Below are 25,587 nucleotides of genomic sequence, written 5' to 3'. Positions count from 1 at the left end.
ACCAGGCTCCCCCTAATCTTTGGCGCATTTCCTCACCCGTCGGGAGCGCCGCATGTCCAGCAACCCTCTGTTCCAGCCCTTCACCCTTGGCTCCCTCGACTTGCCGACCCGCGTGGTCATGGCGCCGATGACCCGTACCTTCTCGCCGGGCGGCGTGCCCCATGACGGGGTGGTCGAATACTACCGCCGCCGCGCCGCCGCCGGGGTTGGGCTGATCATCAGCGAAGGCACCACGGTCGGCCACCTGGCTGCCAATGGCTACCCCAATGTGCCGCGCTTTCACGGCGAGGATGCCCTGGCTGGCTGGAAGAGGGTGGTCGACGCGGTGCACGCCGAAGGCGGGCGTATCGTGCCGCAACTGTGGCATGTGGGCAGCGTGCGCCGTCTGGGCACCGAGCCGGACGGCAGCGTGCCGGGCTATGGCCCGAGCGGCAAGGAAAAGGACGGCAAGGTAATGGTCCATGGCATGACCCACGAGGATATCCGTGACGTCATCGCGGCCTTCGCCCAGGCCGCCCGTGATGCCCAGGCCATCGGCATGGACGGCGTGGAGATCCACGGCGCCCACGGTTACCTGATCGACCAGTTCTTCTGGGAGGCCAGCAACCGTCGCAATGATGAATACGGGGGTGACCTGGCCAGTCGCTCGCGTTTCGCCATCGAACTGATCCAGGCCGTGCGTGAAGCGGTCGGCCCGGACTTCCCGATCATCTTCCGCTTCTCGCAATGGAAGCAGCAGGACTACAGCGCGCGCCTGGTGGAGACGCCCGAAGCCCTGGCGGCTTTCCTCAAGCCGCTGTCCGAAGCCGGTGTGGACATCTTCCACTGCTCCACCCGCCGCTTCTGGGAGCCGGAGTTCGCCGGCAGCGAGCTGAACCTGGCTGGCTGGACCCGCCAGCTCACTGGCAAGCCGACCATCACCGTGGGTAGCGTCGGGTTGGACGGCGAGTTCCTGCAGTTCATGGTCGATACCGACAAGGTGGCCAAGCCGGCCAGCCTGGAAGGGCTGCTGCGCAGGCTCGAGGACGAAGAGTTCGACCTGGTGGCCGTGGGCCGGGCCTTGCTGGTGGACGCGCAATGGGCGCAGAAAGTGCGCGACGGGCGTGAAGCCGACGTGCTGCCGTTCAGCCGTGAGGCACTGACGACCCTGGCTTGATCGCCAGCGTGGCGGCAGGGACCCCGTTTCCTGCCATCGCGCCACGCAGGTACCCCTCGAACTGCTCGACGATCGCCGGCCAGCCCTGGCGGCTGGCGTGTTGCCGGGCATTGAGGCGCACCCGGCGCAGGGTCTCGCCCTCTTCGAGCAGCCAGCAGGCGGCGTCGATGAAGGCGGCCTGGTCGCCCGGCATGGCCAGGGCCCCACTGTGGCCGTGGCGGATGTGCTGGGCGGCCGCGGCTTCGTCGTAGGCGACCACCGCCAGCCCCGAGGCCAGGGCCTCCAGCACCACGTTGCCGAAGGTCTCGGTGAGGCTGGGGAACAGGAACAGATCCCCGCTGGCATAGTGCCCGGCCAGCGCCTCGCCACGCTGTGCACCACAGAACATCGCCTCCGGCAGTTGCTGTTCCAGGCTCGCACGCTGTGGTCCGTCGCCCACCACGATCAGACGCAGGCGCTTTTGTGGATAACTTTTCTCCAAGGCTTCCATGCAAGGGCGCAGCAGCGCCAGGTTCTTTTCCGGGGCCAGGCGCCCGACGTGCAGCACGGCGATGTCATCCACGCCCAGTCCCCACTGGTCACGCAACGCCTGGCTGCGTCGGGCCGGGTTGAACAGGCCGGCATCGACACCACGGGCCATCAGGCCCAGCCGCTCGAAGCCGCGCCGTTCAAGCTCCAGCCGTTGGCTGGCGCTGGGGACCAGGGTGATGGCGGTGCGTCGGTGGAACCAGCGCAGGTAGTGGGTGAGCATCCGCGCCAGCAGGCCCAGGCCGTATTGCCCGGAGTACTGCGGGAAGTTGGTGTGGAAGCCGCTGACCACGGCGATCCCCAGGCGCCGGGCGGCGCGCAGGGCGCTCAGGCCGAGCGGGCCTTCGGTGGCGATGTACAGCACGTCCGGTCGCTGCCGGCGCCAACGGCGCAGCAGCCGATGCATCGACACTTCGCCCCATTGCAACCCGGGATATCCGGGCAGCGGCCAGCCTCGGCAAAGCAGCAGCGTTTCATCGGGCGTGACCGTGCTGTCGCTCGGCTGGCGTGGGCGCACGATCTCCACGTGGTGGCCTCGTTGTCGCAGCCCGTCGCCCAGGCGGCCAAGGGTATTGGCCACGCCGTTGATTTCGGGTGGAAAGGTTTCGCTGACCAGGGTGATGCGCAGGGATGGTGTGCTCATGAAAAAAGTTTCCGTCGCCCCGGTTGCGCCCATGTGACGGCTTTGTGACGGCCATATGACGCCTGATTTCCGGCGATTCCAGGCAGATGAATAATTCCTTGCAACGTGCTCAAGAACTGCGTGGCCGCAGCCGATGCAAAGGCATTCGTCTACGGGAATTCGCTCCAGGAGAGCGGTCATGTTCAACAGCAAACTGAAGAAAGAAATCCAGCAACTGCGCGAAGAGCTGATGTCCATCGAGCAGGTCAAGAACAGCCTCGACAGCGAGATGCTGGTGCTCCAGCTCGACCCCCAGGGGCGCATCGAGTCGGTCAACGGCAATTTCGAGACCGAGATGCTCTACCGCGCCGAACAGCTGATCGGGCGAAATATCGAAGATATCGTCCCGCCCCACGTGAAGAAGCTCGACTTCTACCAGCGCATGAGGCACGCCATCACCCGTGGCGAGCACCTGAATGGCGCCTTCCGTCTGCTGCGCGGCAATGGCGAGGAGGCCTGGCTGCGTTCGATCCTGCAGCCGGTCAAGAACAGCGAAGGGCGGATCAAGTACTTCTCCCTGCACTCCAGCGACCTGACTCGCACCATCGAGACCTCCCGTGAGCACGAGAGCCTGATCAAGGCGCTGATGCGCTCCACCGCGGTGATTGAGTTCAACCTCGACGGCCAGGTGATCACCGCCAACGACCGCTTCCTGCAGACCATGGGCTACAACCTGGACCAGGTGCGCGGCAAGCACCACCGCATGTTCTGCGACCCGGAAGAGGCCAGCTCGGGCGGCTACCAGCAGTTCTGGGACAAGCTGCGCCGCGGCGAGTATGTCGCCGACCGCTTCAAGCGCATCGATGCCCATGGCCGGGTGGTGTGGTTGGAGGCCTCCTACAACCCGATCATCGACGCCCACGATGTGCTCTACAAAGTCGTCAAGTTCGCCACGGTGATCACCGACCAGGTCAATCAGGAACTGGCCGTGGCCCAGGCGGCGGACATTGCCTACACCACCTCCCTGGAAACCGACAGCAGCGCACGCAAGGCCACCGACGTGGTGACCCAGACCGTCGAGGTGATGCGCGGCCTGGAGGGCTCCATGCAGGATGCCGCCGAGGGTATCCAGGCGTTGGACAAGCAGTCCAAGGTGATCGGCGCGATCATCAAGACCATCAGTGACATTGCCGGGCAGACCAACCTCCTGGCGCTCAACGCCGCCATCGAGGCGGCCCGGGCCGGCGAGCAGGGGCGTGGTTTCGCGGTGGTCGCCGACGAAGTGCGCCAGCTCGCCTCGCGCACCAGCAGCGCTACCGAGGAGATCGCCAAGGTGGTGCAGCAGAATGAACAGTTGGCCCAGGCGGCGGTGGACATCATCGACACCAGCAAGCGCCAGGCCGAGCAAGGCCTGGCCCTGGCCGCCGACACCGGCGGGGTGATCGTGGAGATCCAGGAAGGGGCGAAGAAGGTAGTGGATGCGGTGGGTCAGTTCTCCAGCCAGCTCAGCTCTTGACCTGACCAGGTAGGAGCCAGCGTTGCTGGCGAACCAGGGATCACGCAAACCTTGTTCGCCAGCAACGCTGGCTCCTACCGAGGCTAGGTATGTGGGTCAGCCGCGCTCACGCACCCAGAACAGCGTGGCGCCCGCCACCGCCGCCGGCATCATCAGCACGTTCACGCCCGGGATCATCAACGCCAGGTAGGTGATCCCGCCAAACCCCATCGACTGCCAGCGCTTCTGGCGCAGCCAGGCAAGCATGTCCTGCCAGCTCATCTTGTTGTTGTCCGCCGGGTAGTCGATGTACTGGATGGCCATCATCCAGACACCGAACACCAGCCACAGCGGCGCGGCGATCACGTTGACCACCGGGATGAACGACAGGATGAACAGGCCGATGGCCCGCGGCAGGAAGTAGCCCAGCTTGCGCATCTCGCGGCTCAGGGTACGCGGCACCATGGCCACCAGCTCCGCCCAGCTGAAGGGTGGGAAGGTGTCCTGGCCGCGCACCACCACCTCGACCTTTTCCGCGAGAAACCCATTGAACGGCGCGGCGATCACGTTGGCCAGCATCGTGAAGGTGAAGAACACCATCAGTAGCACCAGGGCGACGAACAGCGGCCAGAGGATGTAGGTGAGGAAGCTCAGCCAGTCGGGCAGGGTGGGCATCAGGCTGTCGACCCACAGGCTGAACTGGTGCCCGGCGAAGTAGATCAGGCCGCCGAACAGCAGCAGGTTGACCGCCAGGGGCAGCAGCACGAACAGCCGCAGGCTCGGGCTCAGGACCAGCTTCAGCCCCTCGCGCAGGTACTGGGGGCCGGAAAGGACGGGGGCTTGCATCGGAATGCTCCGCAGAAGGAAAACGCGCTGACCTTACCGAGTTTGTCGCGGCGACGAAAGGCACTCGGTGGCCGGGAAACGGCCTGTAACAAAGCGCCTGGAGGTGGTCTATCGGTTTCTTCCCAGGATAGAGACTGCCTATGAGGTGGATTGTCGAAGGATATTTCCTTACTCTCTGCGGCCTCGCTACAGTGCGCTCAACTTTTTTGGTTTCAGGACCTGCGCGTTGTAGCCTTCCCCAAGTGCTGCGTGGGTCCCTTTTAATTCCAGCTGGCGCAGCCGGTACACAGGTACCGGCCCGGTGCGGCCGGCTCGACAGGAGTTCGACATGTCTGAAGTACGTCATTCGCGCGTCATCATTCTCGGTTCCGGCCCTGCCGGTTACAGCGCCGCGGTCTATGCCGCCCGCGCCAACCTCAAGCCGCTGCTGATCACCGGCATGCAGGCCGGCGGCCAGCTGACCACCACCACCGAGGTCGACAACTGGCCGGGCGACCCCCATGGCCTGACCGGCCCGGCCCTGATGCAGCGCATGCAGGAACACGCCGAGCGTTTCGAGACCGAGATCGTCTTCGACCACATCAACGCCGTGGACCTGGCCAACAAGCCGTTCACCCTGCGCGGCGACAGCGGCACCTACACCTGCGACGCGCTGATCGTCGCCACCGGCGCCAGCGCCCGCTACCTGGGCCTGCCCTCGGAAGAAACCTTCATGGGCAAGGGCGTGTCGGCCTGCGCCACCTGCGACGGCTTCTTCTACCGCAACAAGCCGGTCGCGGTGGTTGGCGGCGGCAACACTGCCGTGGAAGAGGCGCTGTACCTGGCCAACATCGCCAGCAAGGTGACCCTGGTGCACCGTCGCGATACCTTCCGCGCCGAGAAGATCCTGATCGACAAGCTGCACGCCCGCGTGGCCGAAGGCAAGATCGAGCTCAAGCTCAACGCCACCCTGGACGAAGTGCTGGGTGACAACATGGGCGTGACTGGCGCGCGCCTGAAGAACAACGACGGCAGCTTCGACGAAATCAAGGTCGATGGCGTGTTCATCGCCATTGGTCACACCCCGAACACCTCGCTGTTCGAAGGCCAGCTGACCCTGAAGGACGGCTACCTGGTGGTCCACGGCGGCCGCGAAGGCAACGCCACCGCCACCAACGTCGAGGGCGTGTTCGCCGCTGGCGACGTGGCCGACCACGTCTACCGCCAGGCCATCACCTCGGCCGGTGCCGGCTGCATGGCCGCGCTGGATGTCGAGCGCTACCTGGACGGCCTGGCCAACGCCGCGCACTAAGCGTTGCGTTGGTTCGCCGGCAAGCCGGCTCCTGCAAGCCCCTGTAGGAGCCGGCTTGCCGGCGAACAGGACCTACAAAAAAACCGGCCTTATGGCCGGTTTTTTCATATCCGCGATTCGACCTACAGGCTAAGGCGCATCGACAGGTCCACCGCCTTCACATCCTTGGTCATGGCACCGATCGAGATGTAGTCGACACCCGTTTCGGCGATCACCCGCAGGGTGGTTTCGTTCACACCGCCGCTGGCCTCGAGCTTGGCCTTGCCGTCGTTGATGCGCACCGCCTCGCGCATCTCGTCCAGGGTCAATTCGTCGAGCATGACGATATCGGCCCCCGCCGCCAGTGCCTGGCGCAGCTCGTCCAGGCTTTCCACCTCGATCTCCACCGGCTTGCCCGGCGCGATGCGGTGCGCCGCGGCCACGGCCTGGGCCACGCCACCGCTGGCGGCGATATGGTTTTCCTTGATCAGGAAGGCGTCGTACAGGCCGATGCGGTGGTTGTGGCAGCCGCCGCAGGTGACTGCGTACTTCTGTGCCAGGCGCAGGCCGGGCAGGGTCTTGCGGGTGTCGAGCAGGCGCACCTGGGTGCCTTCCACCAGGTCGGCGAGGAAACGCGCGCGGGTGGCCACGCCCGAGAGCATCTGCAGGAAGTTCAGGGCCGAGCGCTCACCGCTGAGCAGCGAGCGCGCCGGGCCTTCGAGGTGGAACAACGCCTGGTTGGCGGTGGCCCGCTCACCGTCCGCGACCTGCCAGTGCACCGCCACCCGCGGGTCGAGCTGGCGGAATACCGCATCCACCCAGGCCGTGCCGGCAATCACGCAGTCCTCGCGGGTGATGATGGTCGCCTTGGCCAGGCGCTCCGCCGGAATCAACTGGGCGGTGATGTCGCCGCTGCCGATGTCTTCCAGCAGCGCGCGGCGCACGTTGGCTTCGATTTCGGCGGTCAGGTCGGCGAGGCGTAGGTTCGGCATGGTCGGCTCCACAAGCTAGGTGCCGGCGATTATAGGGCAGGGGGGCAGCGTGTACAGCTGCTGCGGCGGTGACCTTTGGTCAGGTTGTGCGAGCAATCGGACGAATGCACTGTCAGTGAGGCGTGCGAATGGCGTGCTAGCAGCTGTCAGAATTTTCATCGATAATGGCGCCTTGTATTTGGCGTCATAGCTTTGACGACCCCTTCCAGTCGAACAACGTTACATCCATCAAGGAGTCCGGGATGCATAAAGAAGGCAAGGTGGTGCCTTTGGCGGCCGCCATCGACCGGGGCGCGCGCACGCCCTCGCCGAGCCTTCCCGTGTTGCTCCTGCAGGTGCGCGACAAGGCGGCCTTGCAGCTGCGCCAAGGCTTGCAGGCGCTGTTCGACAATGCCGACGACACCCTCTTCGAGATGGCCGACAAGGCCGGCGCCCGGGTCGACCAGAACCTCTATTTCGAAGCCATGCGCGACCTGCGGCTGAAGCGCAAGAGCATCGAGCGCGGGTTCCTCGACTTGTTCTACGAGGCCTTTGCGCGGATTGGCCAGAACGACCTGTTCGATTCGCTGATGCCGACGCCAGTGGCCTGCGGCGAGACCGAGCTCGAGCGTTCCAGCGTTGTACAGGGCATGGTCGATCGGGTGCTGTCGCGTGACGGTTTCTTTCTTCAGCAGTTGAACCAGCGCTTCGCCGCGCTGCTCGATCGGGACTTGGATGAGCGGCACAACCCGCTTGGCCCTGCCAGTCTCTGTGATTATTTCCTCGCGGCCGGGCGCAATCTGGGCGTGGGCACGAGCGTCAAGATGGTCTTGCTCAAGCTCTTCGAACGCTATGTGCTGCGTGACCTCGACCTGCTGTATGGCGAGGCCGGCCAACTGCTGGCCAGCGCCGGTGTGCTGCCCGGCCTGCAACCTGCGCCGCGCCGCCGCGCCGAGGATTTACGCGGCATTGCCCGGCGTGTGCCGGCCAACCCCGTGCAAGCTGGCGAGTCTGGAGCCGATGCTGCCGGCCAGGCTTTCTTTGCCTCGGTACAGGGGCTTCTGGCCCCTTCCCGGGGATGCATCGCGCCGCGCTTGCAAGCCGTGGGCTCGGCCCAACCGATCGGCACGAGCGACCTGCTGCGCCTGCTCACCCACCTGCAGCATTACGTGCCAGCCGCAGGCGAGCCGGACGACTTCAATCTCGGCCAGCAGTTGGAGCAGTTGCTGCTGCGGGTCAGCGTGCGCAGCGGTACGCGCCGGCGTATCGCCACCGACGACGAGGACATGATCAACCTGGTGGGCCTGCTGTTCGGCTACATCGAGGTCGACGACAACCTGCCCGTCAGCCTGCGTGGGCTGATCGGCCGTCTGCATATTCCTCTGCTCAAGGTTGCCCTGATCGACAAGGCGTTGTTCTGCCGCGCCACCCATCCGGCGCGGCGCCTGCTTAACGAAATCGCCACCACGGCCATCGGCTGGGAGAGCGATGCCGAAGGCCTGCGTGACAGCCTGCACCTGCGGGTGGAGCGCATCGTCCAGCGGCTGCTCAATGATTTCTCCGAAGATTGCGGGCTGTTCAGCGAACTGCTCGACGAGTTCCTGGCCTTCAGCCAGGACGAGCGGCGGCGCAACGAATTGTTCGAGCAACGCACGCGCGACGCCGAGGAAGGCCGTGCCCGCACGTTGCTGGCCCGTCAGCGTGTACAGGATGAGTTGAACCTGCGCCTGCGGGGGCGATTGTTGCCCGAGGGGGTGCTGCGGATGCTGGTGCAATCCTGGAGCCAGGTGTTGCTGCTGGCCTGGCTCAAGCAGGGCGAGGCCTCGACGGCGTGGGCCGATGGCTTGGCGACCGTCGACACCCTGCTCGTCAGCATCGCCCCGGCCCCTGAGCCGAGCCGGTTGCTTGAGCAGGTACCCGGTTTGCTCAAGGCATTGCGCGAAGGGCTGGCGGGGGTGGCGCTGGACTCGGCGGCCACCCGTGAGTTCTTCCTGCAACTGGAGCGGCTGCACCTGCAGGCGTGCGCGGGGAAGGTGGAGGAGAGCGATGGGGCGTTGGCCCTGGTACGTGTCGAAGACGACATCGTACTGGCCATCACCGACGAGCCGGCCTGCGGGCCCCGCCCGTGCCTGGATGACCAGGAGCCAGCGCTGCGCCAGGTGCAGCGCCTGCGTATCGGCACCTGGGTCGAGGTGCTGGACGATGATGAACCGTTGCGCTGCAAGCTGGTGGCGCGTGTGGACATCAACGACCGCTTCGTCTTTGCCAACCGCACCGGGATGAAGGTGCGTGAATGGAACCGTGCCGGGCTGGCCGTGGCGCTGCGTCTGGGGGAGGTTCGCCTGCTTGATGACGGGTTGCTGTTCGAGCGGGCGCTGGAGGCGGTGCTTGAGGGCTTGCGCCGGCAGCAGGGGTAGTGAAGCCGTAGGAACGTCCTTGGCGGTACTGGCCCTTTCGCCGGCAAAGCCGGCTCCTACAGGTGCGGCGCTGCCTTGCGAGGCGATCCGACACTTTGCGCTCCGTTGCGGCCCTTACAATGATTCACATGCAATCGGCCGCGCCTGCGAGGCATACTGCGATCCTGTACCCGGTGTTTTCAGGATCTGCTCCATGCAATTGGACCGTGCGACCGGTTGGTTCTCCGGCGTGACCCGCTGCCCTTCGCCGAACTTCAACGCCCGCCCCGACGGCGAGGCCATCTCGCTGCTGGTCATCCACAACATCAGCCTGCCGCCGGCCTGCTTCGGCACCGGCAAGGTCCAGCAGTTCTTCCAGAACCGCCTGGACCCGCACGAGCACCCCTACTTCGCCACCATCAACCACCTCACGGTGTCCGCCCACCTGTTCGTCGAGCGCGACGGCCAGGCGACCCAGTTCGTCTCGCTGCTCGACCGTGCCTGGCATGCCGGCGTATCGCGCTTCGAAGCGCGTGAAGGCTGCAACGACTTTTCCATCGGTATCGAGCTGGAGGGCACCGACGAGCTGCCCTACACCGATGCCCAGTACGCCACCCTGGAGCAGCTGACCCGCGAGATCCGCGGCGCCTGGCCGGTGATCGGGCCGCAGCGCATCTGCGGTCACAGCGACATCGCCCCGCAGCGCAAGACCGACCCGGGCCCGGCATTCGACTGGCCGCGCTACCGCGCCGCCCTGCAGCGTAACGAGGACAAGGCATGAGTTTCCTGGTGTTGGTGTTGGCGCTGTGGGTCGAGAAGTTCTCCGCCCTGCGCCAGCGCGTGCAGCGTGATGGTTTCTTCCTCGGCGAACTGGTGCGCCTGGAGCGCAGCGGCAAGGTCCACCCCTGGTGGACCCTGGCTATCCTGATCCTGGCGCCGGTGGCGGTGCTGGCCTTGCTGCTGCATGTGCTGGAGCCGGTCGCCTATGGCCTGCTGGCCTTGCCGGTGCACCTGCTGGTGCTGGTGTACAGCCTGGGACGCGGCGATGTGAAGGCATCCTTGGGGCCGTTTCGCGATGCCTGGCGCCGGGGCGACGACCAGGCCGCGCTGCACGTGGCCGAGCGTGACCTGGGCCTGGCCGCCGATGATGCCCAGGGCCTGATCAAGCGGGTCCAGGGGCATCTGCTGTGGCAGGCCTACCAGAGCTTCTTCGCGGTGATCTTCTGGTACTTCCTGCTTGGGCCGGGCGCGGCGCTGGCCTACCGCCTGCTCGCCCTGACCGCCGACCACAGCCGCCAGCCGGCGCTGCAGACCCTGGCCGGGCAATTGCGCCATGCCCTGGATTGGCTGCCGGTGCGGGTCATCGCGGTGAGTTTCGCCCTGGTCGGCAATTTTGTCGCGGTCACCCGGGTGATGCTGCATGAATTGCTCGACTGGCATATCAGTGCCGGGCACCTGGTGGCCAAGGTCGGGCGGGTGGCCGACGATATTCCGGAAGAGGAAGACCACCAGCGCGGGCTGGAGCGGCTGGACAGCCTGTGGGAACTGTTGCTGCGCTGCGCGGTGCTCTGGTACGCCTGCTTTGCGCTGTGGACCGTGCTGGTCTGAGAGTGTCGCGGCGCCTGGAGCACCTGTAGGAGCGGCTTCAGCCGCGATCACCCGCGCAGCGGGTGCCCACACCGCATCGCGGCTAAAGCCGCTCCTACAGGCGAACTTAACCATAAGTTACAAACCTTGATTCCAATCTGCGCTATACAAAGCCTTGGGCTATAGATGGCCTAGTGCTACCCCGCAGAACAACAAGAATTCAAGGAGGTGACCTGTGAAGCAGCTGCTCTATCCGGCCATCGCACTGATGAATCGCCTGAGCTTCGGCATGAAGTTCAGCTTGATCAGCGTCCTGTTTTTCCTGCCCATGTTCGCCACCAGCTTCTATCTGGTGCGTGACGCCTACAACCAGTTCCATGCCACCCACGTTGAGCTTCAGGGCCTGGCGCCGCTGGGCGATAGCCTGGCCCTGCGCGGCGACCTGGAAACCCTGGGCAATCTTTTGCAGATCAATGCCGTGCTCGGCCAGTCGGGCCAGGCCGGTGATGTGGAGACACGCATCGCCGCCTTGCAGGACAAGGTCCAGGCCCAGCTCGACGCGCTCAAGGGCAGCGACCCGGTGCTCGAGGCCAAGCGCGGCGAGCTGGCCGATGCCTTCGCCCAGGCGCGTGGCGAGACGTCGCTGCAGAACAAAGTGGCGCTGTTCGACAAGCTGCTGGCCCAGGCCCAGGTGCTGGGCAAGCTGGTCGCCAGCCAGGCAGGCCTGAGCCAGGATAGCCAGGCCTCGGTGCGCCAGTTGGGCGAGTTGGTCGGCAGCGCCACCGCGCAGGTCACCCAGGCGCTGGGCGAGGGCCGGGCGATGGGCGCGGTGGCCCTGGGGCGCGGCTTCATGGACTCCTCCGGCAGTGCTCGTTTCGAGGACCTGTTGCAGCGCCTGGAGCGGTTGTCCGCCGACTATGCCATTCGCCTTGACGATGCCCTGGCCAGCGATGCTGCCGCCAAGGCCGACCTCGCCGCTGTTGCCCAGGCCAGCCAGGCCACGGTCAAGCAGGCGTCGACGCTGTTCGAAGATCAGGTAGTGGTCGCTGAAAGCCTGGACACGCCGTGGGCCGGCTTCTACCAGCAGACCAGCGACCTGATGGCCCAGACCTACCGCCTCAACGACGCGGTGCTGACTCATCTGCACGGGCAGCTCGAGGAGCGCCTCGGCGAACACCGTCTGCGCATGATCGGCCTGGTGGTCGCGCTGGCCTCGGTGTTCGTGCTGATCATCTACCTCTACAGCGGTTTCTACGTTTCCACCCGTGAAACCCTCGGTAACCTGGGCAGCGCCATGGACAAGGTGGCGGCCGGCGACATGACGGTCAGCTTCCAGGCCCGCAGCCAGGACGAGCTCGGCGAGCTGGGTCGCGGTTTCAACGAGACCGTGCGGCGCATCCGCGGGCTGATCGAGCAGGTGGGGCACACCGTGACCACGGTCGAGGAACAGGCCGGCCAGGTGCTGTCGGTGTCGGCCCGCAGCAACCTGGCGGTCAGTGGCCAGCGCGAGCAGATCGAGCAGGTGGCCACGGCGATGAACCAGATGAGCGCCACTTCACTGGAGGTCGCGCGCAGCGCGGCATTGGCCGCCGAGGGCGCACAGCGGGTCAACCATGAAAGCGCCTCCGGCCGCGACCTGGTCGAGAGCCAGCAGGGCAGCATCGCCCGCCTGGCCGGCGAGATCGACCAGAGCGTGGCGGCGGTCAACCAGCTGGCGGGCGACAGCCAGGCGATCGGGCGTGTGCTGGAGGTGATCCGCAGCATCGCCGAGCAGACCAACCTGCTGGCCCTCAACGCCGCCATCGAGGCCGCCCGGGCCGGCGAGCAGGGCCGGGGCTTCGCCGTGGTCGCCGACGAAGTGCGGACCCTGGCCAGGCGTACCCAGGACTCCACCGAGGAGATCGCGCAGATGATCCAGCGTTTGCGCGATGGTGTCGGGGCGGCGGTGAAGGTGATGGGCAGTAGTCACCAGATGGCCGCTGGCACGGTTGATGAGGCACGTCAGGTGCAGCAGGCCCTGGGCAATATTCTTGGCGCGGTGGGTGGGATCGTCGAGCAGAACCAGCAGATTGCCGCTGCCGTCGAGCAGCAGACGGCCGTGGCCCACGATATCGACCTGAACATCGTGGCGATCAACCGCGCGGCCCAGGACACCACCGAGGGTGCTTGCCAGACCGAGGACGCCAGCCGCGCGCTGTCGGCGCAGGTAGTGGAACTCAAGCGTCTGATCGGCGCGTTCAGGGTCTAGCCGGCAGCGGCTCGACCCCTGTAGGAGCGGCCTTGTGCCGCGAATGGGCTGCGTAGCAGCCCCAGTGACAGTTGCCGTGACGCAGAATACCGGGGCCGCTTTGCGGCCCTTTCGCGGCGCAAGGCCGCTCCTACAGGGGTCGCGTTGGTCTACCAGCCAAACACTTCGCAGGCATTGCGGCTGCTGGCCTCAGCCAGTGCATCGAGCTCGATCCCCATCACCTCCGCCAGCGCCCCGGCAATCTCCGGCAGATGCTCCGGGCTGTTGCGCTGCCCGGGGAACATCGCCGGCGCCATGTCCGGTGCGTCGGTCTCCAGCACCACGCTCTCCAGCGGCAAGCGCGGCAGGGTCTTGCGCAGGCGCAGTGCCTGGGGCCAGGTGGCGGCGCCGCCGAGCCCCAGCTTGAAACCGAGCCTGATGTATTCCCGCGCCTCTTCATAGCTGCCGGCAAAGGCATGGATGATCCCCGCCCGCGCCGGTTTGTAGCGCTTGAGCGTGGCGATCACCTGGGCATGGCTGCGGCGCACGTGCAGCAGCGAGGGCAGGGCGAAGTCGCAGGCCAGTTGCAGTTGGGCCTCGAACAGCGCCTGCTGGCGCGCCGGGTCCAGTTCCGGCAGGTAGAAGTCCAGGCCGAACTCGCCCACTGCGCACAGGCGTGGATCACCGTGCAGGTGCTCCAGCCACTCGCGCAACTGCACCAGGTGCTCGGGGCGATGCTGGTCGAGGTAGATCGGGTGCAGCCCCAGCGCGGCGTAGACACGCTGGTCGCGACAGGCCAGGTCCCACACCCGCTGGAAGTTCTCCTGGTACACCCCCAGCACCACCACTCGCTCTACGCCGCGCGCCGCCGCGTTGGCCAGCAACTGTTCGCGGTCGGCATCGAAGTCGGGGAAGTCCAGGTGCGTGTGGGTGTCGATCAGGCGCATGCTCAGGCCAGGGCGATACGTTGCTTGAAGGTGCGGCCGATGGCGTGCACGCCGGGTTCGTAGCGCTTGTCCTCGATGGCGGCCAGCGCCAGCTCCAGCGCGGTGGCGGCGATCAGGCCGTGCTGCTGGGCCATGGCGTTGACCGGCAGTGGCAGGAAATCGAGCAGTTGATTGTCGCCGAAGGTGCCCAGCTGCAGCTGGCGCGAATCGGCCGGGCGCGCCTGGAGCGTGTCGAACACCCCTTGCAGCAGCACATAGGAGGTGGTTACCAGGGCATCCGGCAGGCCACCCAGCTCGTCGATCAGCTGCTGCATCAGGCGCTGGCCGCATTCGCGGCTGAACGCTTCGCCCTGGTAGCGACGCACGTCACCGGCAAAGCCTTGCAGGGCCTCTTCGAAGCCCCCGGCGCGGGCCTGGCTGACCGACAGCTCAGGGCGCGCGCCGATCAGGGCGATGCTGCGCGGGTGGCTGCTCAACAGGCTCTGGGCCAGTTGGCGGCTGGCGTCGCGGTCGTCGCTGATCACCGAACAGAAGTGTGCCGGGTCCAGGCGCCGGTCGATGGCGATCACCGGCAGGCCCTTGGCCTGCAACTCGCGGTAGCTGTCGTCTTCTGGCGGCAAGCAGCTGGCGACGAACAGCGCGTCGCAGCGGCGCGCGCGGAACAGCTGCTGCAGCTGGCGCTCGCTGTCGGGCTGGTCGTCGCTGCTGGCGATCAGCAACTGGTAGCCACGGGCCCGGGCCCCTTGTTCCAGTTGCTTGGCGATGCGGGCGTAGCTGGGGTTCTCCAGATCCGGGAGAATGAAGCCCAGTGTGCGCGTGTGCCGGCTGCGCAGGCCGGCGGCCTGGGGGTTGGGGGTGAAGCCATGGGCCTCGACCACCGCGCGCACGCGCTCGACGGTGCTGTTGCTGATGCGCTGCTGTTCGGCCTTGCCATTGATGACGTAGCTGGCGGTGGTCACGGACACACCGGCCAGACGGGCGATATCGCTGAGTTTCACCGAATTTTCCTTGTTATTTCCGGGGCTGACTGCTTGCCTGACCGGGTAGTGTCACCCATCGGCAGGCCCGCGCGCAGACGACCATTGTCGCAATTGTCCGACAGGATGGGGCTTTTTCGTCGGAAGATTATCGAGTAACGTGGCCACTTGGTCAGATTAAACGATTCAGCATTGGAAATTTTTCTGCCGAGAAACCAGTTGTCTGCCCGCCATGCTGATCGTTCGAGCGGTATTTGGCCGCCAAATTCACAACAATACCTGGGTCGCCGACGTGGGCGCCGCAAAAGGAGAAGGTCATGCTCGAGCTTGCCGTGGAGCAGATTGCCATGGGCCAGAAGGCCGCCGACAAAAGTGAGGCACTGGCCTTGCTGGCCGGGCGGCTGGTGGCCGATGGGCTGGTGGCCGAGGGCTACCTCGAAGGGCTGCGCGCCCGTGAGGCGCAGGGCTCGACCTTCCTCGGCCAGGGCATTGCCATCCCCCATGGCACGCCGCAGACCCGCGACCAGGTATTCGCCACCGGCGTGCGCCTGATGCAGTTTCCCGAGGGCGTGGACTGGGGCGACGGCCAGATCGTCTACCTCGCCATCGCCATCGCCGCGCGTTCCGATGAGCACCTGCGCCTCCTGCAACTGTTGACCCGCGCCCTGGGCGAAACCGACCTGGCCGAGGCCTTGCGCCGGTCCAGCTCCGCCGAGGCGCTGCTCAAGCTGCTGCAAGGCGCCCCCCGCGAGCTGGCGCTGGACGCGCAACTGGTCGGCCTGGGCCTTGCAGCCGAGGACTTCGACGAGCTGGCCTGGCGCGGCGCCCGCCTGTTGCAACGCGCCGGGTGCGCCGACAGCGGTTTTGCCGCCGTGCTGCAACAAGCCGAACCACTGCCATTGGGCGAGGGCCTGTGGTGGCTGCACAGCGAGCGCCAGGTGCGGCAACCGGGCCTGGCCTTCATCACCCCACAGCAACCATTGCGTTACCGCGACCAGCCGCTCAATGGCCTGTTCTGCCTGGCCAGCCTCGGCGCCGCTCACGAAGCGCTGCTCGAGCGCCTGTGCGAAGTGCTGATCGAGGGCCGTGGGCAGACGCTCTACCTGGCCACCAGCAGCCGCGCCGTGCTCGAAGTGCTCGGTGGCGAGGCGCCCGCCGACTGGCCCAGTGCCCGTGTGGTGCTGGCCAACCCCCACGGCCTGCATGCGCGCCCGGCCAAGGTGCTGGCGCAACTGGCCAAGGGCTTCGAGGGCGAAGTGCGGGTGCGCCTGCTCGACAGTGCCCAGCCCGCGGTATCGGTGAAGAGCCTGAGCAAGCTGCTCAGCCTGGGGGCGCGCCGTGGCCAGACGCTGGAGCTGATCGCCGAGCCGGCCGTCGCCGCCGATGCCCTGCCGGTATTGCTGGCGGCCATCGAGCAAGGCTTGGGCGAGGAGGTCGAACCTCTGCCGGAGGTCGCGCCGCCGATAGCCGAGCCAGCGGCCGAAGCGCTTCAGGCTCCGACTCCAGGCAGCCACCTTCAAGGTGTCGCCGCCTCGCCGGGCATCGCCAGCGGCCCGGCCCACATCTGTGTCGAGCGTGAGATCGACTATCCACTGCGCGGCGAATCCACCGCGCAGGAACGCCTGAAGCTGCGCCAAGCCATCGAAGCCGTGCACGGCGACCTTCAAGCGCTGGTACAGCGCAGCGACAAGGCCATCGGCGAAATCTTCGTCACCCACCAGGAAATGCTCGCCGACCCGGCGCTGACCGACGAAGTCGAGTCGCGCCTGGCCCAGGGCGAGAGTGCCGCCGCGGCCTGGATGGCGGTGATCGAAGCCGCCGCGCGCCAGCAGGAGGCGCTGCACGATACCCTGCTAGCCGAGCGCGCCGCCGACCTGCGCGATATCGGCCGCCGGGTGCTGGCGCAGCTGTGCGGCGTGCAGGACGTCCTGGCGCCTGAACAACCCTACGTGCTGGTGATGGCCGAAGTCGGCCCATCGGATGTGGCGCGCCTGGACCCGGCCCGGGTCGCCGGCATCCTCACCGCCCAGGGCGGCGCCACCGCCCACAGCGCCATCGTCGCCCGCGCCTTGGGCATCCCGGCCGTGGTGGGGGCCGGCGCGGCGGTCCTGTTGCTGGACAGCGGCACCCCCCTGTTGCTCGACGGCCAACGTGGCCGGGTGGTGGTCGCACCGCCTGCCGATGAACTGCAGCGGGCCCTGGCCGAGCGCGATGCCCGCGAGCAGCGCCTGCAAGCCGCCTGGGCCAATCGCCACGAGCCGGCGGTCACCCGTGATGGCCACCGCGTGGAAGTGGTGGCCAACATCGGCGAAAGCAGCGGTATCGACAAGGTGGTGGAGCAGGGCGCCGAAGGCGTCGGCCTGCTGCGCACCGAACTGATCTTCATGGCCCACCCCCAGGCGCCCGACGTGGCCACGCAAGAAGCCGAGTACCGCCGCGTGCTCGATGGCCTGGCCGGTCGACCGCTGGTGGTGCGCACCCTCGATGTGGGCGGCGACAAACCCTTGCCCTACTGGCCCATCGCGGCGGAGGACAACCCGTTCCTTGGCGTGCGCGGCGTGCGCCTGACCCTGCAACGGCCCCAGGTGATGGAGGACCAGTTGCGCGCCCTGCTGCGCGCCGCCGACAACCGGCCACTGCGGATCATGTTCCCCATGGTCGGCCAGGTCCACGAGTGGCGCGCGGCCAAGGCCATGGTCGAGCGCCTGCGCCAGGAGATCCCGGTCAGCGACCTGCAGGTCGGCATCATGGTCGAGGTGCCCTCGGCGGCCTTGCTGGCGCCGCAACTGGCCCGCGAAGTGGACTTCTTCAGCATCGGCACCAACGACCTCACCCAGTACACCCTGGCCATCGACCGTGGCCACCCGAGCCTGTCGGCCCAGGCCGACGGCCTGCACCCGGCGGTGCTCAACCTGATCGACATGACCGTGCGCGCCGCCCATGCCCAGGGCAAGTGGGTGGGCGTGTGCGGCGAGCTGGCGGCCGACCCGCAGGCGGTCGCCGTGCTGCTGGGCCTGGAGGTGGACGAGCTGAGCGTGTCTGCCCGCAGCATCCCTGAAGTCAAGGCCCTGGTGCGCCAGGCCGACCATTCGACGGCCCGCGCCCTGGCGCGCGAGGCCCTGCAACAAGACAGCGCCGAAGCAGTCCGGGCGCTGGTGGAGCGTTACTGAGATGGCCAAGATCCTCACCCTTACCCTCAACCCCGCGCTGGACATCACCGTCGGCCTCGACCACCTGCGCCCCGGCCAGGTCAACCGCAGCCAGGCCCAGCACAGCCATGCCGCCGGCAAGGGCTTGAACGTCGCCCAGGTGCTGGCCGACCTGGGGCACGACGTCACCGTCGGCGGCTTTCTGGGCCGCGACAACCTGCAACCCTTCGAGGCGCTGATCGAGCGACGCGGTTTCACCGATTGCTTCGTGCGCGTGCCGGGCGAGACCCGCAGCAACATCAAACTGGTGGAAGCCGACGGCCGGGTCACCGACATCAACGGCCAGGGCCCTCAGGTAGACGAAGCCGCCCAGGCGGAGCTGCTGGGCAAGCTGGCGCAGGTCGCGCCCGGCCATGACGCGGTGGTGGTGGCCGGCAGCCTGCCGCGCGGCATCAGCCCGCAGTGGCTGCGCGCACTGCTGGATACCCTCAAGGCCCAAGGCCTGAAGGTGGCGCTGGACAGCAGCGGCGAAGCGCTGCGTGCCGGCTTGCAGGCGATGCCGTGGCTGGTGAAGCCGAACACCGAAGAACTGGGTGAGGTGTTGGGGCTGCGGGTGAACACCCTGGCCGAACAGCGCGCCGCCGCCCAGCAGTTGCTGGCCACTGGCATCGAGCATGTCGTGGTGTCCCAGGGCGAGCAGGGCGTGAACTGGTTCGCCAGTGGCCTGGCGCTGCACGCCCAACCCCCTCAGGTGAGCATCGCCAGCACCGTGGGCGCGGGCGACTCGCTGGTGGCCGGGATGGTCCATGGCCTGCTGCAACGCGAGCCCGTTGTAGATACCTTGCGCCGCGCCACGGCCATCGCCGCCCAGGCGGTGACCCAGGTGGGTTTCGGCATCAACGATCGTGACCAGCTGGCGCGGTTGCAAGCCGGGGTACAGCTGACAGAACAACAGGAAGAGGGCTGCTGATGAATATCGCCATTGTCACTGCCTGCCCCAACGGCCAGGTCTCCAGCGTGCTCAGCGCGCGCCTGCTGGCTGCTGCCGCCCAGCGCCGCGGCTGGAGCACCAGCGTCGAAGTGCAGGACGCCGACCACCCCGAGCGCCGCCTGACCCCGGCGCAGATCGCCGAGGCCGACTGGGTGCTGGTGGTCAGCACCGGTCCGATCGATCTGGCACGTTTTGCCGGCAAACGCCTGTACCAGAGCACACCGGCCCAGGCCCTGGCGGACCGCGAAGGTTTCCTCGACGAGGCGGCGGCCAAGGCACAGGTTCAGGATGTGGCCCCGGCCGTGGCCAATGCTGCGGTGAAGATCGTCGCGGTGACCGCCTGCCCCACGGGCGTGGCGCACACCTTCATGGCCGCCGAGGCCCTGCAGCAGGCCGCCCAGGCGCTGGGCTACCAGCTCACCGTCGAGACCCAGGGCTCGGTTGGAGCGCGCAATCCCTTGTCCAGCGAAGCCATCGCTGAAGCCGACGTGGTGCTGCTGGCCGCCGATATCGAGGTGCCCACGGCCCGCTTCGCCGGCAAGCGCATCTACCGCTGTGGCACCGGCATCGCCCTCAAGCAGGCCCGCGCCACCCTGGACAATGCGCTGAACCAGGCCAAGGCCGAGAGCAGCGCTGCCAGTGCCCCGCAAAAGGCCGAGAAGACCGGCATCTACAAGCACCTGCTGACCGGTGTGTCGTTCATGCTGCCGATGGTGGTGGCGGGTGGCCTGCTGATCGCGCTGTCATTCGTGTTCGGCATCGAGGCCTACAAAGAGGCCGGCACCTTGCCCGCCGCACTGATGCAGATCGGTGGCGAAGCGGCATTCAAGCTGATGGTGCCGTTGCTGGCGGGTTATATCGCCTGGTCCATCGCCGACCGCCCGGGTTTGGCCCCGGGCATGATCGGCGGCCTGCTGGCCGGCACCCTGGGCGCGGGCTTCATCGGCGGCATCGTCGCCGGTTTTCTCGCCGGCTACAGTGCCAAGGCCATCGCCCGCTGGGTGCGCCTGCCATCGAGCCTGGAGGCGCTCAAGCCGATCCTGATCATCCCGCTGCTGGCCAGCCTGTTCACCGGCCTGGTGATGATCTACGTGGTCGGCCAGCCGGTGGCGGCGATGCTCGAAGGGCTCACGCAGTTTCTCGACAGCATGGGCACCACCAACGCCATCCTGCTCGGGCTGTTGCTGGGCGGCATGATGTGTGTCGACCTCGGTGGGCCGATCAACAAGGCGGCCTACGCGTTCTCGGTGGGGCTGCTGGCCTCGTCCAGCTACGCGCCGATGGCCGCCACCATGGCCGCCGGCATGGTGCCGCCGATCGGTCTGGGCATCGCCACCTTCCTGGCCCGGCGCAAGTTCGCCCAAAGCGAGCGCGAGGCCGGCAAGGCGGCGCTGGCGCTGGGGCTGTGCTTCATCTCGGAAGGGGCGATCCCGTTTGCCGCCAAGGACCCACTGCGGGTGATCCCGGCCAGCATCGCCGGGGGCGCGTTGACCGGTGCGCTGTCGATGTACTTCGGCTGCAAGCTGATGGCGCCCCATGGCGGGCTGTTCGTGCTGCTGATCCCCAATGCGATCAACCACGCGCTGCTGTACCTGCTGGCGATCCTGGCGGGGAGCCTGGTGACGGCGGTGGTGTATGCCGTGATCAAGAAGAGCGAGCAGGTGGAGATGGTGGTGGCGCCGGCCAAGGGCTAGGTCGGGCCTGTTCGCCGGCAAGCCGGCTCCTACAGGGGCTGTGTTCCGAGCTGATCAACCTCGGGCTTTACTGCGCAACGGCTTCAACAGGTCACCCAACCCGTTGTGGTCGATCTCGTGCATCAACGCCAGCAACCCGCCCAGTTCGCCGGGCGGGAACCCTTTGCGGGCGAACCATGCCAGATAGTCGCCCGGCAGGTCGGCGATCAGGCGGCCCTGATACTTGCCGAAGGGCATGGTGCGGGTGACCAGCAGTTGCAGCGATTCGGGTTTCATCGGGCTCGGGCCTGGGCAGGGATGGACCGCGAACCATACTGCAATCTGCACGACGACCCAAGCGGCGATCATGCAGAACGCTGCTTTTCATCGTTTATTGAAATATCCCAACTTATTGATTTTAAAGAAATATTTTTATAATTCATGGCTGGCATGAAGCCTGCTCCGTTCCAGGTGACTTCCACCTGCCAAGGAGTAGTTGCCATGAGCAATCTCAACAAAGACGTGATCGACGTACTCAACGACCTGATCGAATACAGCAAGGATGGCGAGAAAGGCTTCAAGGCCTCCGCCGACGATGTGAAGAACCCTGAGCTCAAGGCGTTCTTCGTCCAGCGCGCTGGCGATTGCGCCAATGCCGCAGGGGAGCTGCAAGGCGAAGTGCGTCGGCTGGGTGGCGACCCGGAAACCAGCACCAGTATCAGCGGCGACCTGCACCGTGGCTGGGTCAACCTCAAGTCGATGGTCACCGGCAAGGATGAAGCCGCCGTGCTCAATGAAGTGGAGCGGGGCGAGGATCATGCCCTCAAAGCCTACAAGGAAGCCCGCGAAAAACTGGTCAAGCTGGGGCGTACTGCCAACGACCAGAGCTATGTGCTGGTGGAGAAGCAGTTGCAGGGGGTGCAGCGTAATCATGACCAGGTGAAGGCGCTGCGTAACGCGGCACGCGCTCGGTCTTGAACCTCGGGGCCGCTTTGCGGCCCATCGCGGCTGAAGCCGCTCCTACAGGTGGTCCGCCGTCTCTGTAGGAGCGGCTTCAGCCGCGATGGGCTGCACAGCAGCCCCAAGCTCACATTGCCGGGTCCTGGGGCCCTTCCACCCGGTTCCGACCATTGGCCTTCGCCCGGTACAGCGCCTCGTCCGCATCACCCAGCAGCGCCGCCAGGTCCTGCAGGGTGCCGGGGATATGCAAGCCGATGCCCACGCTGACGGTCACCGCACGCACATCGTCGCCGAACGGCGGCATCGCCTCGACGCTGCCCCGGATACGCTCGGCCAACAGCTGGGCACCGGCCAAGTCGGTCTCCGGCAGCACCACCTGGAACTCCTCCCCGCCATAGCGCGCGGCCAGGTCGGCCGGGCGTCTTATGCACAGCTCGATGGTCTTGGCCACCTCGCGCAGCACGTGGTCGCCCCCCGCATGGCCATGGCGCTGGTTGAATGCCTTGAAGTGATCCACATCTACCATCAGCACCGCCAGCGGCCGGCGATTGCGCTGGGCACGCGCCCATTCCTGGCGCAGCACCTGGTCCAGGCGACGGCGGTTGGCCAGGCCAGTGAGGCTGTCGGTGGCGGCCAGGGTCGCCAGGCCCTGCTCGGCTTCATGGCGACGGCGCAGCTCGCGGCCTAGCAAAAGCGTGAGCCAGAGAATGCCGATGCACAGCACGCCGGTGGCCACGCTGACCACGATCGCCGTGCGCCGCCACGACTGGAACACCTCGTCCGAGGAATGCACCACCAGCACGATCAGCGGCAGGTCGGCAACCCGGGCGAAGGTGTAGATGCGCTGCACGTCATGGGTGCTGGAGCGGGCCGTGAAGCTGCCGCTGCGCTCGCTGAGGATGCGCTTGAAGTTGGGCCGTTCGCTGAAGCTGGCGCCGATCAGCGGGTCCTGCGGGCGGGTCGGTTGGCGTGCCAGCAACTGCCCGTCGGTGTTGAGCAGGTTGATGCTGCTGTCCACGCCGATGTCCAGGCGTTCGAACAGCTGGTTGAAGTACGACAGCCGCAAGGCGCCGGCGGCCAGGCCGAGGAATTCGCCGTTGCTGCCGGTGATTCGCCGGCTGAAGCTGATGCACCAGTCCAGGTTGCCCAGGCGCGCCTTGAACGGCGGGCTGATCAGCAGGCCCATGCCGGGGTGGTCGCGGTGGGTCTGGAACGGCACGGTGTCGGCGAAGTTGGCCTGGCGCGGGATGATGCTGGTGGAGTCGCCGACCACATCGCCTTTGTTGTCGAGCCAGAGGATGTCGCCGCGAATGGGCGCGGTGAACGCCTGGTTGAACAGGATCTGCTGGCGCAGCTTGGGCGGCACGTCGAGCAGTTCCGGGTGGCGCACCGCCCAGACCAGGCCCTTGAGCGACTGGTCGTAGAGCTCGACGTTGCGCAGGATGTCGCTTTCGATCAGCTGCACGATGTTGCTCGACGAACGCATCGCCGATTGCTCGACGCTGTCACGCTCGCGGGCCAGCAGGTAGCTGACGATGGCCACGATGGCGAGCACGGCGAGGCAGCTGCCCAGGTTGAGGATCAGCTCGGGGTGTGACTTGTACAGGGCGGATCGTGGTGATCGGGTGGGCAACGTCATGCTCGCAACTGCATAAGCCCCGGGATCCATGGGGAATGGGCCGGAAAGCGGCGGGCGATATTCTAGGGAAGCGGGGATTGTCGGACAAGATTAAAGGTGTTCCGCCCGACGGAAATGATTCAGTAGGCCTTGGGGCCGCAGGTTTCCCGTAGGCGCGGATTCATCCGCGAAGACCGGTAAAACCGGTGCCTTGTTCCGTTCGAGGATCGCGTGATGGCGCCCAGGTGCTCGCCTGAGGGGTTGTGGTGATGCGCAAATCGAGCGTCGCAGACGCGACGCATCGCGGATGAATCCGCTCCTACAGTGCCGCATCGGCGAATGCTCAGTGCCATGGCCGGCAAGGCCGGCTCCTACCTGGACCTGTAGGAGCCGGCCTTGCCGGCGAAACGAGGGCGAAGCCCTCGTCCCCGATCCCGGATCAGAACACGTTCAGCGGATAATCCACGATCACCCGGAATTCGTCGTTGTCCGACACCGACGAATACGCCGCGTTGGCTCGGTGCGTGGCATAGCGCAGCAGCACCGACAGGTCCTTCAGCTGGCCCTCCTGGAACACGTACTTCACGTCGAAGTCGCGCTCCCAGTGCCGGCCGTTCTCGCCCTCGGCGTTGTAGAAGTTGTAGTACTGGGTGTCCTGGCTGGCCTTGGTCAGGTCGGCCTTGCCGCGCGAGTACGACAGCGTCGAAGTCAGGCCAGGGATGCCGACGCCGGCGAAGTCGTAGTTGTACTGCAGCTTCCACGAGCGCTCGTTCGGCGCGTTGAAGTCCGCGTACATGCGCGAGTTGTCCAGGTAGATGCTGTCGCCCAGGTTGATGTAGTCGAACGGCGTGTCGCCGTTGACCCGCTGGTAGGCGGCGGTGACGCTGTGATACCCGGCGGCCACGGTGAAGTGCACGCTCCAGGTGTTGTTGTCGATGTCGCCCAGCTTCGACTGGCCGGTGTCCTGGGTGTGGTAGAAGTGCACGCCTGGGTTCAGGCTGACCAGGTCGTTGACCTGGTAGGTGTAGTCGAAGTCGGCGTAGTACTGGTTCCAGATGTCCTTCAGCTCGGCGGCGTAGACGTTGGCGGTGACGCCCTCGGTGCCGCTCCACGACGCGCCGGCCCAGCTCAGGTTCTGGCTGTCCTGCTCCGCGGTCTGCTGGCTGTAGTAGGTGTTGATGCGGCGGTGGCCGCTCTGGTTGTACGGCTTGGTGAAGCTGACCTTGCCGCCTTCGAGCATCAGCCCGTCGATGCTGCGGTTGGTCACGGCGACGCCGCGGAAGGTCTGCGGCAGCATGCGGCTTTCGCCACCGGCGATCACCGGGTTGGTGAGGAACAGGTCACCGGCCTTGAACTCGGTGTCGAAGCCCTTGAGCTTGATTGCGCCGCCGGCGGTGGAGAAGGCGTGGCGCGCCTTGTCTTCCGGCGCGCTTGGCAGGATCGAGGTGCCGGCGTGGCCGCCGCCGCCGTCCAGCTTCAAGCCGACCATCGCGTGGGCGTCGAGGCCGAAACCGATCACGCCCGGCGTGTAGCCGGACTCGAAGCGGGCGACAGCGCCTTGGCCCCACTCACGCTTGTCCTTGATCTGGGCATTCTTCTCGTTGCGGTTGAAGTAGGCATTTCTGAAATGCAGGTTCAGCGTGGAACCTTCGATGAAGCCATCAGCCTTGGCTTCATCGGCCTGAGCGGCCACGGGCATCGTTGCGGCCAATGCAACGAACAACGGGGTGAAACGAAACGCAAAAGACACCGGTACAAACTCCTTTGGTCAAGCGATGGGGCAGTTTTTTATTGTCGTGCCTGCAAGTTTCTTATTAGAGACGTAACAGCCGGGCTGATATTTTCGACACATAAAAAAAGCCGCTGCGGGGCAGCGGCTTTGAAAGGCTAACATATCGTCACAGGCGGTGCCCATGGTGTAGCCAAGGGAAATCTGGAAACGCGGGTGTGGCCCGATCAGCTGTCGGCGTTGTCGTCGACCGACACCTTGGAAGCGGTCTGTTGCACGTCTTTGGCAGCGTCGGCCTGGCGTGCCGCGAAGGCTTCCTGGTGAACAGTGGCAAGTTCGGCGTTACGGGCGACGAAGGCCGGGGATTCTTCCGCCATGGCCAGGGGCGACAACAACAGGGAAGACAGGACGAACACGCTGGCAATACCCATACTGTTGGACATTT

At 66.3% G+C, this 25,587-nt stretch carries 22 protein-coding genes and 1 pseudogene; 12 read left to right on the top strand and 11 right to left on the bottom strand.

The features are described 5' to 3' along the window. The first annotated feature begins 52 nt into the window (after nt 1-52). Nucleotides 53-1,156 (top strand): NADH:flavin oxidoreductase, encoded by a 1,104-nt coding sequence (locus tag P5705_RS13625; protein WP_277461350.1) that lies wholly within the window; start codon nt 53-55, stop codon nt 1,154-1,156. On the opposite strand, the gene P5705_RS13620 is transcribed toward P5705_RS13625, so the two are convergent. After that, nucleotides 1,125-2,327 carry a glycosyltransferase family 4 protein gene (locus P5705_RS13620; protein ID WP_277461349.1) on the bottom strand — a complete coding sequence of 401 codons (1,203 nt, stop codon included), beginning with the start codon at nt 2,325-2,327 and terminating at the stop codon, nt 1,125-1,127. The genes P5705_RS13625 and P5705_RS13620 overlap by 32 nt on opposite strands. Nucleotides 2,328-2,460: 133 nt before the next feature. Between P5705_RS13620 and P5705_RS26390 the strand changes: the two are divergent. After that, nucleotides 2,461-3,228, top strand: a pseudogene (locus P5705_RS26390) (PAS domain-containing protein); the annotation flags it as partial. Nucleotides 3,229-3,390: 162 nt separating this feature from the next. After that, nucleotides 3,391-3,822: a methyl-accepting chemotaxis protein gene (locus tag P5705_RS26385; RefSeq protein ID WP_431196945.1), complete on the top strand. Its 432-nt coding sequence runs from the start codon at nt 3,391-3,393 to the stop codon at nt 3,820-3,822. 96 nt (nt 3,823-3,918) lie between these two features. Here the strand turns inward: P5705_RS26385 and cysZ are convergent, their stop codons facing one another. Beyond that, nucleotides 3,919-4,647, bottom strand: coding sequence for a sulfate transporter CysZ (gene cysZ, locus P5705_RS13610; protein WP_277461347.1), 729 nt, complete (start codon nt 4,645-4,647; stop codon nt 3,919-3,921). A 328-nt stretch (nt 4,648-4,975) separates the two neighbouring features. Here cysZ and trxB point away from each other — a divergent pair, with 328 nt between their 5' ends. Then, nucleotides 4,976-5,938 carry a thioredoxin-disulfide reductase gene (gene trxB / locus P5705_RS13605; protein ID WP_028689829.1) on the top strand — a complete coding sequence of 321 codons (963 nt, stop codon included), beginning with the start codon at nt 4,976-4,978 and terminating at the stop codon, nt 5,936-5,938. Nucleotides 5,939-6,060: 122 nt separating this feature from the next. Here the strand turns inward: trxB and nadC are convergent, their stop codons facing one another. After that, entirely contained in the window at nt 6,061-6,909 is an 849-nt protein-coding gene (nadC, locus tag P5705_RS13600) for a carboxylating nicotinate-nucleotide diphosphorylase (RefSeq protein ID WP_213659617.1), read from the bottom strand. A 242-nt stretch (nt 6,910-7,151) separates the two neighbouring features. Here nadC and P5705_RS13595 point away from each other — a divergent pair, with 242 nt between their 5' ends. The 4 genes from P5705_RS13595 to P5705_RS13580 all read left to right on the top strand — a co-directional run bounded on the left by P5705_RS13595 (nt 7,152) and on the right by P5705_RS13580 (nt 13,119). Then, the gene (locus P5705_RS13595; protein ID WP_277461346.1) at nt 7,152-9,305 is read left to right on the top strand and encodes a DUF1631 domain-containing protein; all 2,154 of its coding nucleotides are present in this window, start codon (nt 7,152-7,154) and stop codon (nt 9,303-9,305) included. A gap of 193 nt (nt 9,306-9,498) precedes the next feature. Next, on the top strand, nt 9,499-10,065 hold the full coding sequence (gene ampD / locus P5705_RS13590; RefSeq protein ID WP_277461345.1) for a 1,6-anhydro-N-acetylmuramyl-L-alanine amidase AmpD: 567 nt from the start codon (nt 9,499-9,501) through the stop codon (nt 10,063-10,065). Beyond that, nucleotides 10,062-10,892 carry a regulatory signaling modulator protein AmpE gene (ampE, locus tag P5705_RS13585; RefSeq protein WP_277461344.1) on the top strand — a complete coding sequence of 277 codons (831 nt, stop codon included), beginning with the start codon at nt 10,062-10,064 and terminating at the stop codon, nt 10,890-10,892. Before ampD ends, ampE begins: the two co-directional genes overlap by 4 nt. A 214-nt stretch (nt 10,893-11,106) precedes the next feature. After that, complete coding sequence (locus P5705_RS13580) at nt 11,107-13,119, top strand: methyl-accepting chemotaxis protein (RefSeq protein ID WP_277461343.1); 2,013 nt, start codon at nt 11,107-11,109, stop codon at nt 13,117-13,119. 149 nt (nt 13,120-13,268) lie between these two features. On the opposite strand, the gene P5705_RS13575 is transcribed toward P5705_RS13580, so the two are convergent. The 3 genes from P5705_RS13575 to P5705_RS13565 form a co-directional block, all read right to left on the bottom strand. Then, nucleotides 13,269-14,045: a TatD family hydrolase gene (locus P5705_RS13575; protein ID WP_277461342.1), complete on the bottom strand. Its 777-nt coding sequence runs from the start codon at nt 14,043-14,045 to the stop codon at nt 13,269-13,271. 2 nt (nt 14,046-14,047) lie between these two features. Then, nucleotides 14,048-15,043, bottom strand: a complete 996-nt coding sequence (gene cra / locus P5705_RS13570; RefSeq protein ID WP_277461341.1) for a catabolite repressor/activator — start codon at nt 15,041-15,043, stop codon at nt 14,048-14,050. A gap of 151 nt (nt 15,044-15,194) precedes the next feature. Further along, on the bottom strand, nt 15,195-15,341 hold the full coding sequence (locus tag P5705_RS13565; RefSeq protein WP_277461340.1) for a hypothetical protein: 147 nt from the start codon (nt 15,339-15,341) through the stop codon (nt 15,195-15,197). On the opposite strand from P5705_RS13565, the gene ptsP reads away from it, so the two are divergent. From ptsP to P5705_RS13550, 3 genes are read left to right on the top strand one after another with little or no spacing between them, the layout of a single operon-like run. Then, complete coding sequence (gene ptsP, locus P5705_RS13560; RefSeq protein WP_277461339.1) at nt 15,340-18,192, top strand: phosphoenolpyruvate--protein phosphotransferase; 2,853 nt, start codon at nt 15,340-15,342, stop codon at nt 18,190-18,192. The genes P5705_RS13565 and ptsP overlap by 2 nt on opposite strands. Before the next feature lies 1 nt (nt 18,193). Next, entirely contained in the window at nt 18,194-19,141 is a 948-nt protein-coding gene (gene pfkB, locus P5705_RS13555) for a 1-phosphofructokinase (RefSeq protein ID WP_277461338.1), read from the top strand. Continuing rightward, on the top strand, nt 19,141-20,856 hold the full coding sequence (locus P5705_RS13550; protein ID WP_277461337.1) for a PTS fructose-like transporter subunit IIB: 1,716 nt from the start codon (nt 19,141-19,143) through the stop codon (nt 20,854-20,856). Before pfkB ends, P5705_RS13550 begins: the two co-directional genes overlap by 1 nt. Before the next feature lie 54 nt (nt 20,857-20,910). On the opposite strand, the gene P5705_RS13545 is transcribed toward P5705_RS13550, so the two are convergent. Together P5705_RS13545 and P5705_RS13540 are read right to left on the bottom strand one after the other, a co-directional pair. Further along, on the bottom strand, nt 20,911-21,132 hold the full coding sequence (locus tag P5705_RS13545; protein ID WP_011532267.1) for a DUF3820 family protein: 222 nt from the start codon (nt 21,130-21,132) through the stop codon (nt 20,911-20,913). A 68-nt stretch (nt 21,133-21,200) separates the two neighbouring features. Then, nucleotides 21,201-21,338 (bottom strand): hypothetical protein, encoded by a 138-nt coding sequence (locus P5705_RS13540; RefSeq protein WP_277461336.1) that lies wholly within the window; start codon nt 21,336-21,338, stop codon nt 21,201-21,203. Between P5705_RS13540 and P5705_RS13535 the strand changes: the two genes are divergently transcribed. Further along, nucleotides 21,337-21,813 (top strand): ferritin-like domain-containing protein, encoded by a 477-nt coding sequence (locus P5705_RS13535; RefSeq protein WP_277461335.1) that lies wholly within the window; start codon nt 21,337-21,339, stop codon nt 21,811-21,813. The genes P5705_RS13540 and P5705_RS13535 overlap by 2 nt on opposite strands. 109 nt (nt 21,814-21,922) lie before the next feature. Here P5705_RS13535 and P5705_RS13530 read toward each other — a convergent pair whose 3' ends face one another. From P5705_RS13530 to P5705_RS13520, 3 genes are all read right to left on the bottom strand, one after another. Further along, a complete protein-coding gene (locus P5705_RS13530) occupies nt 21,923-23,428 on the bottom strand; it encodes a sensor domain-containing diguanylate cyclase (RefSeq protein WP_277461388.1) in 1,506 nt (501 codons plus the stop codon). A gap of 424 nt (nt 23,429-23,852) precedes the next feature. Beyond that, complete coding sequence (locus P5705_RS13525; RefSeq protein ID WP_431196944.1) at nt 23,853-25,112, bottom strand: OprD family porin; 1,260 nt, start codon at nt 25,110-25,112, stop codon at nt 23,853-23,855. 257 nt (nt 25,113-25,369) lie between these two features. Beyond that, nucleotides 25,370-25,585: a hypothetical protein gene (locus P5705_RS13520; protein ID WP_240066783.1), complete on the bottom strand. Its 216-nt coding sequence runs from the start codon at nt 25,583-25,585 to the stop codon at nt 25,370-25,372. Nucleotides 25,586-25,587: the final 2 nt, after the last annotated feature.

Origin of the sequence: Pseudomonas entomophila (assembly GCF_029478665.1) — a bacterium.
GTDB lineage: Bacteria > Pseudomonadota > Gammaproteobacteria > Pseudomonadales > Pseudomonadaceae > Aquipseudomonas > Aquipseudomonas entomophila_F.
Note: the sequence above shows the minus strand (reverse complement) of the source record. Positions and strands in the feature narration are given on the sequence as shown.